The 13,940-nt window shown below is 53.8% G+C and carries 11 protein-coding genes; 4 read left to right on the plus strand and 7 right to left on the minus strand.

Features of this window, described 5'->3' with window-relative positions; all coding sequences use genetic code 11:
• Nucleotides 1–825 (plus strand): creatininase family protein, encoded by an 825-nt coding sequence (locus tag V6575_RS09230; protein WP_340274015.1) that lies wholly within the window; start codon nucleotides 1–3, stop codon nucleotides 823–825.
• Here the strand turns inward: V6575_RS09230 and V6575_RS09235 are convergent.
• From V6575_RS09235 to V6575_RS09260, 6 genes are all read right to left on the minus strand, one after another.
• Nucleotides 822–1,748, minus strand: a complete 927-nt coding sequence (locus tag V6575_RS09235; protein WP_340274016.1) for a LysR family transcriptional regulator — start codon at nucleotides 1,746–1,748, stop codon at nucleotides 822–824. The two genes, V6575_RS09230 and V6575_RS09235, sit on opposite strands and share 4 nt — an antisense overlap.
• 413 nt (nucleotides 1,749–2,161) lie before the next feature.
• Nucleotides 2,162–3,094 (minus strand): 2-hydroxyacid dehydrogenase, encoded by a 933-nt coding sequence (locus V6575_RS09240; RefSeq protein WP_340274017.1) that lies wholly within the window; start codon nucleotides 3,092–3,094, stop codon nucleotides 2,162–2,164.
• 42 nt (nucleotides 3,095–3,136) lie between these two features.
• Nucleotides 3,137–3,814: an RraA family protein gene (locus V6575_RS09245; protein ID WP_340274018.1), complete on the minus strand. Its 678-nt coding sequence runs from the start codon at nucleotides 3,812–3,814 to the stop codon at nucleotides 3,137–3,139.
• A 28-nt stretch (nucleotides 3,815–3,842) separates the two neighbouring features.
• Nucleotides 3,843–5,132: a TRAP transporter large permease gene (locus V6575_RS09250; protein ID WP_340274019.1), complete on the minus strand. Its 1,290-nt coding sequence runs from the start codon at nucleotides 5,130–5,132 to the stop codon at nucleotides 3,843–3,845.
• Nucleotides 5,133–5,135: 3 nt separating this feature from the next.
• Entirely contained in the window at nucleotides 5,136–5,699 is a 564-nt protein-coding gene (locus tag V6575_RS09255; protein ID WP_340274020.1) for a TRAP transporter small permease, read from the minus strand.
• Nucleotides 5,696–6,688 carry a TRAP transporter substrate-binding protein gene (locus V6575_RS09260; protein WP_340274021.1) on the minus strand — a complete coding sequence of 331 codons (993 nt, stop codon included), beginning with the start codon at nucleotides 6,686–6,688 and terminating at the stop codon, nucleotides 5,696–5,698. The genes V6575_RS09255 and V6575_RS09260 overlap by 4 nt, the downstream gene beginning before the upstream one ends.
• Nucleotides 6,689–7,325: 637 nt before the next feature.
• On the opposite strand from V6575_RS09260, the gene lexA reads away from it, so the two are divergent.
• Complete coding sequence (gene lexA, locus V6575_RS09265) at nucleotides 7,326–8,039, plus strand: transcriptional repressor LexA (RefSeq protein WP_340274022.1); 714 nt, start codon at nucleotides 7,326–7,328, stop codon at nucleotides 8,037–8,039.
• Nucleotides 8,040–8,195: 156 nt separating this feature from the next.
• Here lexA and V6575_RS09270 read toward each other — a convergent pair whose 3' ends face one another.
• Nucleotides 8,196–10,844 carry a ComEC/Rec2 family competence protein gene (locus tag V6575_RS09270; RefSeq protein ID WP_340274023.1) on the minus strand — a complete coding sequence of 883 codons (2,649 nt, stop codon included), beginning with the start codon at nucleotides 10,842–10,844 and terminating at the stop codon, nucleotides 8,196–8,198.
• 112 nt (nucleotides 10,845–10,956) lie between these two features.
• Here V6575_RS09270 and gltX point away from each other — a divergent pair, with 112 nt between their 5' ends.
• Together gltX and gltA are read left to right on the plus strand one after the other, a co-directional pair.
• Nucleotides 10,957–12,381: a glutamate--tRNA ligase gene (gltX, locus tag V6575_RS09275; protein ID WP_340274024.1), complete on the plus strand. Its 1,425-nt coding sequence runs from the start codon at nucleotides 10,957–10,959 to the stop codon at nucleotides 12,379–12,381.
• 228 nt (nucleotides 12,382–12,609) lie between these two features.
• A complete protein-coding gene (gltA, locus tag V6575_RS09280) occupies nucleotides 12,610–13,899 on the plus strand; it encodes a citrate synthase (RefSeq protein WP_340274026.1) in 1,290 nt (429 codons plus the stop codon).
• Nucleotides 13,900–13,940: the final 41 nt, after the last annotated feature.

The raw sequence follows: 13,940 nt of genomic DNA on the forward strand, positions 1-13,940 counted from the left end.
ATGAGTTGGTCCGAAACCGAAAAGCTAAAAATCGCAGAGCTGACAAGCGGGGAATCCCGCCAGTTCCTGACCGACGAAGCTGTTGTCCTTGTTCCAATGGGATCCCTGGAAGATCAGGGAACACATGCACCAATGGGTGATTATCTGGGCGCAGAGTGCGTCGCCCTGGACATGGCTCGCAAAGCACGCGAATTTGGCGTTCCAACGTTTGTAACACCAAGCATTCCATTTGGTGGCTCAGACTATTTTGGTTCGACCCATGGCGGGATTGCCATCTCGCAAACCACTTTGGTTGCAATTCTGGACGATATTTTCAAATGCCTGACCCGGCACGGCATTAAGAAGATCATGCTGATCAACGGGCACGGTGGCAACGTGACCGCCATCACCGAGGTAACCCATCGCTGGCGCCAGACGACGGGCGTCTTCGTGCCGTCCATTTACCTTTGGCAGCTCAGCTACGAATTGCTGAAAGACATCCTTGGAACGGAAGGCGCAGCAAAATCATCTGGGCATGGTGGGGATCCGCTAACCTCGATTGGGCTGCACTACTATCCTGAGATTCTTCGGCTGGATCTGCGCGAGAAACCGTCAACGAGCGGCAAGGTTCGCGGCGTCGACGTCGGTGGTATCAATGCGATCAGCTATGGCGGAGCCAAAATCCAGGCACCGGTCGAGGCTCTGGAAGCTGCACCCCACGGGGTTTGGGGCGGCGATCCGGCCTATTCCAGCGCTGAAACCGGCAAGGAGCTGAGTTCAAGGCTTGTTGCCATCGGCGCAGGCCTTATCAGGGACCATGTATCCAAGGGTTTTGAAACGACCTAATCAGAAGTAGGTTCTTTGAAACTGACGTAGCGCGGGTTGGCCTCACACCATTCCCGCGCTGCTTTCTCGGCAATTCCATATATTTGCCGTACTTGCGCCTTTCGGGCCCGGTTCATGTGCACCCAGCAAATATCAAGCGGGGCAATGCTTTCGTCCGTCTCGATCAATCTGAGCGCTCCAGACACAAGGTCGTCTTCCACCTGAGCCAGAGCGACAGCAGAAATACCATATCCCCGGCGCAACATTTCACAGATGGACGAAAGTGAATTGCCGACATGGCGTGCATTAGGTCTCGTGCGGCTTTCATTCAACATACGCGAAAGGACTTGTGTCAATGGAGAGCTGGGCGGGTAGAGAATGATCGGCAATTGCCGTAGGTCCCGATTGCTTAGCGGTTGAACCAGGTCACCAAGCAAATCCGGGCTGCCAACCCACCCAACGTTATATTGAACGGTAAAGCTGTTTGGCACGCGCCCCAGATCTGCCTCATCAGTCAGAAATGCCATATCCAGAACACCGGCGCGCAGCAGACGGCGCAACTCCTGATTTGTGCCGGAATGAAAATCCAACAGGACATTCGGAGCAGCCTCCGCAACCATATCCCGAAAAAGAACTCCCCAGGTCATGGTGACCATGGTCACCATTCCTACGGCAAAATGGCGCTGCCGTTTCTCATCCAGACGCGAGTTCATTGCCTCACCGAGATTGACGAACATCTCCGCATATTCAGCGACTTGCTGCCCCTGCTCCGTCAACTGAAAATGCGGCATATCCCGCTCGATCAACCGCGTGTTCAAGACATCTTCGAGAGAAGCGATCCGAGCTGATACGGCTGGTTGGGTCAGAGAAAGCCTTTCAGCGACACGGCGAAAACTCTGAAGTTGTGTCAGCCAGTAGAAGGCCTCCATTTGTTTGAAGTTCATGAATATCGGTTTCCTCTTGGGCCACGATAGACCAGTCGCGGACTCACAAATGACTATGAAAGGTCAGGAGTAGATATTCTATGTTACAAGATACGAAAACGCCAAAAAATACGTTTTGTTTCAGTTACTTGAAACGCGTGTCGGAGAGAAATACAACTCTTCCTCTAAAAAAGGGTAAGGGTTTGATCCGTAGCGTCAAGACATTCAGCCGGGTAACAAGACCTTTTTTGCCTGATGTTTCTTGCTGTTTTCGGGAAATTGGAGCGTCGTTTCAAGCGCCATTAGAACGTCAATTATGAGCCCTGGCATCGGCCAGTAACCCAAAATAAAACGCCCGCCCCTTGGATTAATGCCATGAGGCGGGCAAGCCCTTGATTTCTCAGACCTGTAGATCGTGGTCAACTATTCGAGGCTCAATAGCCGCGTTTGGCGTCTGCGACATCTGCTACGGTGCCTGTTTTCTCGAAGGTTTCGAGATTGGCGGCAATGATCCGGCTACCTGTGCCCGCATCAATACGGGAAGCAATATGCGGTGTGACCGTAATCGCAGGATGACTCCAGAACCAGTGATCGGAAGGCAATGGCTCTGTATTGAAGACATCCAGTGTGGCCTGGCTTATCTGACCGCTTTCCAATGCCGCCAGCAGATCGGCTTCAACAAGATGAGGCCCTCTGGCAGCATTGATGATGCAAGCGCCCTTGGGCAACTTGTTGAAAGTCTCCGCGTTCAAAATGCCTTTCGTCGCATCCGTCAACGGCAGCAGATTAACAAGAATTTCCGTCCCTTCCAGAAAGGCATCGAATGTTTCTCTGCCAGCAAAACTCGTAACGCCGTCTATCTCACGCGGGCTGCGCGCCCAGCCGAAAGTCTGAAACCCAAGCCCCGACAAGGTTTGCGCTGCTGCCGCGCCCAGATTACCCAACCCCATCACGCCAACGCGCCTTTGGGTCGCCGGAGCAACCTCCACTGCATCCCACTCAGAGCGAGCCTGGGCTGCGGCTTGATGGGGTCGGTTGCGGTGATGACGCAAGACATGCAGGGCTACATACTCACGCATGAATTGTGTCAGGTCGGCACCAACGGTCCTGATGATCGGAACATGTTTGGGCAACTCAGTGTCCATTAGAACATGATCGATACCCGCACCAATCGAGACAATCGCCTTCAGGTTTGGAAACCTGGCCATATCGCCGACACGCGGACGCCAAACCACGGCATATTGGACAGAGCCCGGATCGATTTCATCGTCCAATGCGTTAATGCTCCAGTCTGGCATCAAAGCGCGGAGACGCCCCACCCAGGCTGTTACGGTCGTTTCTAGCGGCGCATAGATGACGGCTTTCACAGTGCATTCCCTTTAGATATCAAAACGGACAAGAACATCGCTTCAAGATCCCAGTTTTTCTGCCACCATGGCGCTCGCGCCTGACATTTGCCCCAGATGAGTGCCTGCGGTGATCTTGGCTTCGCCAACAGCGCCTCTTGCCGTCTTTTCCTCGCCCACGGTAAGCACTTCATCCAGATCCTCAGGCGCAATAAAGAGTACGCCGCAGTCATCTGCCAGCACTGCGTAGCCCGGCAGAACTGCTGCACTACCAATTGAAACGGGAATATTGAACCCACCACCGGAATTATAAAGCCGTGTCGTCACCGGAGACGGACCACGAGACCACATGGGAAAATCCTGGTCTTCAATTTCCAAAGTGTCTGTGTGAGGGCCGTCAATGCAACCGCCCTCAAGCTTCATCATCGCAGCCATACGTGTCACCCCTCCACCCCAGCAGGCGTATTTGGTGTCGCCAAGACGGTCAACGGCAAGGAAATACCCTGGACCAACGTCGCTCAGGCAATGATGTAGAAGCGTTGAATCAAGGCCCGGAATGGCCAGCGTACAGACCGTTGCGGCAATCGTCTTTCCCCGCAGCACTGGCTGTATTGCAGGTGCTGCAAAGCCGTAGTGATAGAAATGGCCGATGGTTGCTGTTTCCAGCTTTGCAAGACGATCCAGCTTCTCCTGCGGGATTTTTTCTGGCATCGGATTTATCTTGTAGATGAGATTGCTCATTGTACGTCTTTCGAATCTATTGGCGAGATTATTGAAGATTGGGACCCAGGATCAGGTCCGGCAAAAAGGTGGCCATGCCTGGCACATAGGTGATCAGGATCAACACAAGGATCAGCGGAATCAGGAAGGGCAATACGGCCAGCGCCACCTTCTCGAACCGCAGACGTCCGACCTCCGCAACAATGTAGAGACCAATGCCCATCGGAGGTGTCGCAATGCCGATCAGCAAGCCTAGCTGGATGATGATGCCGAAATGCACCCGGTCGATCCCGTATGCATCGATGACTGGCAAAAGAGTGGGCACCAGGATCAATTTGGCAGGCACACCCTCAACCACACAGCCAACCATGATGATGAAGATCAGTAGAAGGGCTAGAAAGACATTGCGGTCATCTGTCAGGGCGAAAATCGCATCGGCTAGTTTTTGCGATGTCAAATCAATCGCCAGAAGCCAACCCATGGCAATGGAAAATGAAATGATGATCATGATCACAGCTGTCATCATCGCGCTGTCAGTGAGCGCCGTCATGAAGCCCTTCATGGTAAGCTCGCGATACCAGATCCCCAGTGCGATACAATAAAGACAAGCTAAAACTCCGGCCTCAGTCGCGGTGACGAAACCGGACATGATGGATCCAAGGATGATCGCCGGGGCCATGAGAGCCAGGAAGCCATGTTTGGCGGTGCCAGCAACCTGAGAGACGGTTGCCCGTGGTTGTGTTGGGAAGTTCTGGAATTGCGCAACAATCCGTACATAGGTCATGAGGGCAAGTCCGACCACAAGGCCCGGAACCAGACCAGCCAGGAACATTCTTTCAATCGACTGCTGAGCCAGAAACGCATAGAGCACCAGCCCGATCGAAGGCGGGATCAATGGCCCGACCACGGACGAGGCAACGGTGACGGCAGCAGCAAAGTCACCGCGATAACCATTTTCGCGCATCGCCTTGATTTCGATGGCTCCAAGCCCTGCGCAATCGGCCACTGCGGCACCTGAAATACCTGCAAAGATCATCGAGGACAGAATGTTCACCTGGGCCAGACCTGCCTTCAAGTGCCCGACCAAAGCATTGGCGAAGTTGAAAATCCGCTCTGTCACGCCGGAGGCGTTCATCAGGTTTCCAGCCATAATGAAGAATGGCACAGCAGTCAGGGATGCCTTGTTCACCCCCTCGAGCATCTGTTGCGGGATGATTTGCAGGGCGTTGGAGAAATCAGAGGTCAGGAAAGTGACAAGAGTTGCGGCACCGATGGCGATGGAAATCGGAACACGCAGGAGGATCAGCGCCATGAAGGAGCCGAAGAGAATATAGGCCATGCGTCAGACCTCCGGGTGGTGGATCGATATGTTTTCAGGCATCCCGGCAAATTGCTTGGCAAGGTCGAGAAGAGCGGTCAGAAAAATCAGGATGGCGGAGATGAACAATGGCACTGAAAGGGCCTGGCGCATCAGCTCCTTGCCACCTGGAAATATCGCACCATCCACAACGCCGGTCGACGTTGCCAGCACGGTTGGCATTTGCTGAAGGAGAATAAAACAAACGCCCAGGGCACATAGATCAGACAGGCTTCGGGTCACCGCATAACCGGCCGTGCCTATCCGGTTGGCAAGGAAGTCAATGCGAACGTCCTTGAGGCGCACAAAAATAGCGAAAAACCCGAAGAAACTCAGCCAGACAAAGAAGACCATCGTCCAGGGCCATATCCAATAGGCCGACCAGCCAAAAGGCCTTGCGACAATCGTCAAGGTCGTCAAACCCAGCATGGCAAGAAGACAGATGTTGCACAGTAAGATGAAGACACCTCCAAGACGCCAGTTCAGCGTGTCGAGGCGAAAGAGGGCACGCTGAAGCGCGCCCTCCGGTTCGAAATTTTCCGGGGTCATTTCGCGGTCCGCGCTGCCTCGACTGCCGCCATGTAACCTGCAGGCATTTCGCCGCTTGATTCCATTTCGGCGTAAAAGCCCTTCAGCTTATCAACGAAAGGCGCTGTATCGAGCACGACATATGTTGCCCCTGCATCTTTCATGCTCTTGATGCTTTTGTCGGCAACTTCAAACATGACTTCACGCGAATAAGCCCCAGCTTCATTATAAGCCTTGAGCAACCCGGCCTGTGTGCTCTCATCCAGGGCATCATAGGCTTTCAGGTTCATGATGAACCCGATCGACTGCCAATATTCATCTGTTCGGCTGATGTAGGAGGCGACTTCGTTGAAGCGCATGGATTGAACCAATGCGATTGGAGAATTCACCGCATTCACGATGCCCTTCTGAATCGCCTGATATACTTCAGTCCAGGGCAACGTAATCACTTCAGCACCCAGATCTGACCATGTCGCGATGGCAAGTTTTGAAGGGTGCATGCGCAACTTCAGGCCAGTCACGTCTGCCAGAGAGTTTACCGGTTTGTTTGAAACCATAACCCGGAACGGTCCACGCAGAACAGCTGTAGGATTGCCAAGTGGTTTGACACCCGAAACTTCCGCTGCCTTGTCGAACCAACCCGTAACCAAGTCCGATCCCATAAAACGGACCCAATGGTCATAGTCATCGAACATGAAGGCCGGGGACGTCCAGGACAACTCCGGCGCCCATTTTTTCATGTAGCTGTAGCCCTCGGCATAGATATTGACGATGCCGGCTTGCAATTGTTCCAGAACCGCATCTTCCTTGCCGAGCTGCTCGTTCGGAAACACCTGAATGGTCAACTTGCCGTCGGTATATTCCTTGGTCAGGTCAGCAAACTTTTGAAAGACTTGGCCTTCGGGACTGTCGACCGGCATCTTGGTGGCCATGCGCCAAGTCTCTGCATGAGCCGACGATGCGGTCAACGCCAATATCATTGCCGCAGTTGTGGCGAATTTGGAAAACATTTGAAGATCCTCTTAGGTCGGGAGCGTGCGCGTTGCCCGCGCTTTTTCGCCCTGAAAGTCTCCCTTGTCTGAAAGGCGGCGGTCAAATTAGAAAGATTTTTGATCAGACAATTGTTTTTTATCACTGCAGATCGAGACCGAACCCGCCTTACTTCTGGCACCCAGAACAGCAGTCAGGTTCGTTTTGATGATGTTGAAAACTCCTAGCCAACAGCGATAGGTGAAAGCAAAGCCCTCCAAAACTCACCTTCGTCAAAACCTAATCACCTGACGATACGCATCACGTTTGTTGATTTTAGAACGAAGAAAAGAAATATCTTTAAAATCTCGGCTTCTGCGATCTGCATGACTTTGCTCAGATTTTCAAACACCGAAACAAACAGGATCCGCAATCAGACAACAGCCACCGGGATAAAAGCATCAGCTGAAGTCGACTTTTAAGCATGCACGAAATTCAATTGAACTTATAGGCATCAGTACATGGCCCATAAGAACTCAAAGGCCAGAAACTTACTGTGATTCAACTCTAAAGCTGCATGGGACAGAAACAGAACATTAAGGCTTGTGGAACACAGTGAGAACAGCTATGGTACGTTCATGATTTGTACCCAGCCGGTTCGCATTGGAGAAGTTGACGATGCTCACGCGCAAGCAATATGAACTGCTGATGTTCATCCAAGAAAAATTGAAGGAAACCGGGGTTCCACCTTCCTTTGATGAAATGAAGGATGCCCTCGACCTTCGCTCAAAGTCCGGTATTCATCGGCTCATCACGGCGCTGGAAGAACGCGGATTTATTCGTCGCCTGCCCAACAGGGCACGGGCGATGGAGGTTATTCGTCTGCCCGAATCAATTTCCCCCGGTCTGGGTTCTCCCCCGCCGCGCGGCAGTTTTTCACCTGAGGTCATCGAAGGATCTCTTGGCAAGACTGCAGCGGCACCTGCGCCCTCCCCCATAGCGGAAGCTACTGGCATCGAAATACCTGTGATGGGACGCATTGCAGCAGGTGTTCCCATTGAGGCGATCCAGACCCACAGCCACTCGATCACCGTTCCGCCTGAGCTCGTTGGCAAGGGCGAACATTACGCGCTGGAAGTGCGAGGAGATTCCATGATCGAGGCCGGGATTCTGGATGGAGACACGGTTTTGATCCGACGTACGGAAACTGCCGAGAGTGGCGACATTGTCGTGGCCCTTGTTGACGATGAAGAGGCAACACTGAAACGCCTCCGTAAAAAAGGTGCTTCCATTGCATTGGAGGCCGCCAATCCAGCTTATGAAACCCGCATTTTTGGGCCAGGCCGCGTTAAGGTTCAGGGTCGGCTGTCTGCATTGTTTCGCAAGTACTGACATCTGCATCTTTTATATTTGCAAGTGCGCGATGATACTTTGATGGGCAGGCGTTTAACCAGGCAACAACCAAGCTGTGGTCTGTTGCTGATTCCAGGGCTGCTCAATGGTGCGAAATTTTGGAGGCATGAGGTGTCCTTCAGAATGTGGCCAGCATCAGGGACGTGGCCTATGCCAAGGGCGTGGCGGGCGGGTTTTCGCACTCAGCCACTTTGTTATGACAGTTTTGGGCGGAGTTTTTACGCTAACACTGTCTGAAGCGGCAGCATGATCCTTATTAACATTTGATGCAGGAACCATTCTGCTCGTCTTGCCAAACACCAAGTTCATTACGCTGCTGGTAAAGCCCAGAAGCCAGTTTTCAGTCGGCTCTTTGTTGGTCAATTGCGATTTGCCGTTGCCCCCTCCAACAGATCGGTCATTGGACGCAGGCCAATCTGCTGCTTCCAGCCAAAGTGAGAGGGCACCGTGCGCGCGCCGTTCAGCAGCACCGATAACCAGACTGACATCACAGTCTTTTGGAACTGTCAGCTCGGTCACAATGATATCTGCTTCGATGCAATCCATCGCCAGTGCCTCGGCCTTCTGAGGCATCGCAATGCGTATGGGCACAGGCTTGTAAACAAGGCTCCCGGTCCTGTCAGATGCCATTAGGGAACCAGTCCTCATGGGCGCATAAGCCAGATAGACGCAGCCATAGGGGTCACACCTGCGCTGAGGCGTGCCCATTTTCTGGACCGAAAAGGCATCCTCTGGCAACCCTTCCCGCTGCAGCCATATGTCTGTCTCAAACCCTGCCCGCTTTGCGCTGAAACGCAAGATCCCATCGGCTCCTCTTGCTGCGATGATCGCGCCCTTTTCAGAGATCTGAATGTCCGGCGGACGGTCAAACACAAGAAATGCGCCCGCTATAATACCCAAAGGCAATGCGCCCAATCTGATCCAGCCGCGCGCCAGAACACCAAGGAACAAAGCGGCCATCAGGAGCAAGGTGACATTGGCACCGGGCGGTGACACATGATCCTGCCCAATATCCAGGTTTGCTGTCCATTCAGCAAAGCCAAGCAGGACATCTAACCCGGCGGACATCACCTGAAGCGGCAAGCTGGCCAGGCCAAAGGGCATCAAGACCAGAGCGAGAACTCCCATCGGCATGATCAGCAGCGTGAACACAGGCATGCCCAGCAGGTTTCCGATGACACCCATGGGAGCGATCCGGCCAAAATGATGAACACCGATCACCCCTGTTGCCAAACCTGCGACCAGAGCAGTCGCCGTCAACCCGCCCCAGAACAACATGGTCTGCCAACCGATACGCGACCAGAACCTGGGGCGCATAGACAAGGCTTGAACGCCACGTCCTGCCGAGCTGGTTCTCCAAGTTTCATAGACGGCCACAAGACAAATCACGGCAGCAAACGACATCTGGAATCCTGGATGGAGCAATCGCTCAGGGGCAAGTATCAACAGCAGAAGCCCAGCCAGGGCTACACTGTGGAGGGTCAGCCCCTTTCGCGAAACAATCAGCCCGAGAAAAACCAGCCCGATCATCACAAAGGATCGTTGTGTGGCCAAAGACCCTCCCGAAATGCCGAGATAAAAAATCGCTGCCAAAAGAGCCACACAGGCAGCAAGTTTATGAGAAGGCCATCGTAAGGCTATTGCTTCCCAAAAACTCAGGACGAGCAAGATGGCTGCATAGGCTCCGCCAGCAAAAAGCGCCATATGCAACCCGGAAATCGCAAGCACATGGGCAAGACCGGCTTGTCTGAGGATATCCTCGGTCTCATCTGACAGGCCGCTCCGATCGCCCACCAGCAAGGCCGCCGCCAGTTCTGCGCTGTCGCCAGGTTCCAAAGCACTTCGGATCTGCCTGCCGATACCAGACCTCAGATCATCAAGCTGACGCTGGAACCACAAGCTCGTGGGCATAGGCCCAAAATCAACAGGAACCGGAACGCCGTAAACGAACCCGGTCGCTCCCAGCCCTTGAAAATAGGCCCAGAAGGAAAAATCATATCCGCCCGGTCGCACTGGCCCTGAGGGCGGAAACAATCGAGCCTTCATACGCAAACCATCGCCAATACGCACATCTGCGGCTTTTGGCGCGGAAAGACGCACACGCTCGGGAAGATTTCCAGCGCCGACCGGATCTCCTGGCAACCGACGGGTTCCCCGATCCTCATAAGCCAGTACAGACAGGACAAGACGCGGACCGCGCCCTGTCATTTGTCGATCAATGACCCTTGCTTCCAAGGTCACGGTTCGCGCTACGGCCAGCCTCGGCGCCTCAGCAAGCAGGGTTCGCAAAGAGGCACATGCAGTGCCTGCAAAACCGGCGAGAATGAGCAACGCCCAGATGCCGGAGCGCCCTCGAACAATGCCTGGAATCAGTATGAAAAAAAGTACAAGGAACAGGCCTGCAAGCGCCCAAAAGCTCGGCTCGGCGGGCAAAGCCATGTAAATCAGGATACCGATTGAAAATGCAAAACCGCCCCAAAGCAGGCCCTGTTCCTCGACAGCGGCAGGCCGGCTCTGTCCAGGATGAGACGGCGAAGACTGCAGCCCACGAGCAGATGTCTCCTTTAGGTCCGAAGAATAGCGGATAGGCCGGTCACTCCAGTCATGAACACGACCAGATTTGGCAGCACTCCTAAACGCCTTGAGTATTTCAGCTAGCCGACGGACAGGTGTGGCAGGCCTCTTGCCCGCAACATCTTTTTGATCAGTCCGCTCGTCCTTTGCGCTACCGGTATTTCCATCGGTCCCGGCGCGCGCGCCAGACAGCGGATCGGCACCTCCCACGGCCAAATCCCCTTCCACCTCTTTGGACTTTCACAAGCCTATGCTAAGACCCCGCCAACAAGGCGGCTTGTCGCCCAATTCCTCATTCTGTCAGAGACCTATATAAATCACCATGGCCAATCAGATCGTCACACGCTTCGCTCCTTCCCCAACCGGCTTCCTGCACATTGGCGGTGCCCGCACAGCCCTGTTCAACTGGCTGTTTGCAAAGCATCATGGTGGAAAAATGCTGTTGCGCATCGAGGACACGGATCAGGCGCGCTCGACCCAGGAAGCCGTTGACGCCATTCTGGACGGAATGTCCTGGCTTGGCCTGGATTGGGACGGTGATCCCGTGTCTCAAGTTGCCCGTGTTGAGAACCACAAGGCTGCTGTCGAGCAGATGCTGGCAAATGGAACGGCTTATCGCTGTTATTGCACACCGGAAGAACTCGACGAGATGCGCGAAAAGGCCAGAGCTGAAAGCCGCCCGCCACGCTATGATGGCACATGGCGCGACCGTGATGCCTCCGAAGCTCCCGCAGGCATTGATCCGGTGGTGCGCCTGAAAGCTCCACAGACTGGTGAAACCGTGGTGGATGACATGGTGCAGGGCCGCGTTGTCATCCCGAATAAAGATCTGGATGATCTGGTTCTGATCCGTTCTGACGGAACGCCGACTTACATGCTGGCAGTGGTGGTCGATGATCATGACATGGGCATCACTCACATTATTCGCGGTGTCGACCATTTGACCAATGCTGCCCGCCAGACCCTGATTTTTCAGGCTCTTGGCTGGGATGTGCCCAAGATGGCACATATTCCGCTCATCCATGGCCCGGACGGCGCAAAGCTTTCCAAACGTCATGGTGCAACCGGCGCAGAGGCCTATCGCGCACTTGGCTATTTGCCGCAGGCCATGCGCAATTATCTTGTTCGTCTGGGTTGGAGCCACGGCGATGAAGAATTTTTCTCCATTGAAGACATGGTCAAGCTGTTCAGCTTTGACTCTGTTGGTCAGTCCGCATCCCGTTTCGACTTCAAGAAGCTGGAGAACCTCAACGGCCATTACATGCGCAGCACTGAGGATAAGGAGCTCCTGGGCCACTGGAAGGCGTGTCTGGCCCATGTGGAAGGTGGTGACACAGTCCTTGCCTGGATGGCAGACGGCACAAATGAGGCAACGGTTCTGACCGCCCTGCCCGGTTTGAAAGAACGTGCGAAGACACTCGTCGAGTTGACCGAAAGCGCAAGCTATCTCTGGCGCACTCGCCCCCTCGAATGCGATGAGAAGGCCAAAAAAGTTCTGGACGAGTCAGCGCTTGCCATTCTTTCTGATCTCACATCCATTCTCGATGGTGTGGCAGATTGGTCAGCCGAGCCACTTGAAGTGGCTGTCAAAGCCTATGCCGAGCAAAAAGAAATCAAGCTGGGCAAGGTGGCTCAGCCGCTACGTGCTGCCCTCACAGGCCGTGGTACTTCACCTGGAATCTATGACGTTCTAGTCGCTCTCGGACGAGAAGAATCTCTCGGCCGAATTGCGGACCAAGCCTCATAAGCGAACAAAGTGATGCAAAGCAGCAAAATGGTTTACGCTAGGTTTTCAGCCGATTTAATAACTTGAAGCAAAAGCGATAGAACCATCAACTTGCGGCCATGCAACAAATGGGATACGCAGAACGCGATCATTTCAATAGCTGCATCTTGCAGGGCACGTTCACCATGAAAGAACGCCGCCGTCATTCAATTGAATGCTGCAAAGAGTTTCTGAAAAGGGGTTACCTGAATGGCCGAAAACAACGCCAAACTGAACGTTGAGGGTGCAGAGCACGATTTCAAGGTTCTTGAGGGATCCGTTGGCCCGTCTGTTGTGAACATCTCCGCGCTCTATAAAGAGACCGGCATGTTCACATATGATCCGGGCTTCACATCGACAGCATCTTGTGAATCCAAGATCACATATATCGACGGAGATGAAGGAACACTGCTGTATCGCGGCTACCCGATTGACCAGCTCGCAGATCACGGTGACTTCCTGGAATCTTGCTACCTGCTTCTTTATGGAGAACTGCCGACCAAGTCCCAGAAGGATGATTTCGTCAGCCGTGTGACTTATCACACGATGATCCATGAGCAGATGTCCCGCTTTTTCTCCGGGTTCCGCCGCGACGCTCATCCGATGGCTGTCATGTGTGGTGTTGTTGGTGCCCTGTCTGCATTTTATCACGATTCAACAGACATCTCCGACCCGCATCAGCGCATGATTGCCTCGCTTCGCATGATCGCGAAGATGCCGACAATCGCCGCGATGGCGTTCAAGTACCATGTTGGTCAGCCGTTCGTTTACCCACGTAACGATCTCGACTACTCGGCAAACTTCCTGCACATGTGCTTTGCAGTGCCATGCGAAGAATACAAGGTGAACCCAGTTCTGGCGCGCGCCATGGACCGCATCTTTATTCTCCATGCAGACCATGAGCAGAACGCGTCCACATCGACAGTCCGTCTGGCTGGCTCCTCCGGAGCCAACCCGTTCGCCTGTATCGCAGCTGGCATTGCCTGTCTCTGGGGTCCTGCCCACGGCGGAGCAAACGAGGCAGCCCTGAACATGCTGTCCGAAATCGGCTCCGTGGATCGCATCCCAGAATATGTGGCTCGCGCAAAAGACAAGAACGATCCTTTCCGTCTGATGGGCTTTGGCCACCGGGTCTACAAAAACTACGATCCACGCGCTAAAATCATGCAGAAGACCTGCCACGAAGTTCTCGGTGAGCTTGGCATCAAGGACGATCCGCTCCTCGACATTGCGATGGAACTTGAAAAGATCGCCCTGAACGATCCGTATTTTGTCGAAAAGAAGCTCTACCCCAACATCGACTTCTATTCCGGCATCACACTGCGTGCTCTCGGCTTCCCGACCACCATGTTCACTGTTCTGTTCGCACTGGCCCGCACCGTCGGCTGGATCGCACAGTGGAAAGAAATGGTTGAAGATCCATCCCAGCGTATTGGCCGCCCGCGTCAGCTTTACACAGGCTCGACCAAGCGCGATTACATCCAGGTGGAACAGCGCTAACAGCGCGTTTTTAACCTGCAAATATAAAAGGGCGCCCAACG

The sequence above is a fragment of the Roseibium algae genome (genome assembly GCF_037783265.1).
Taxonomy (GTDB): domain Bacteria; phylum Pseudomonadota; class Alphaproteobacteria; order Rhizobiales; family Stappiaceae; genus Roseibium; species Roseibium algae.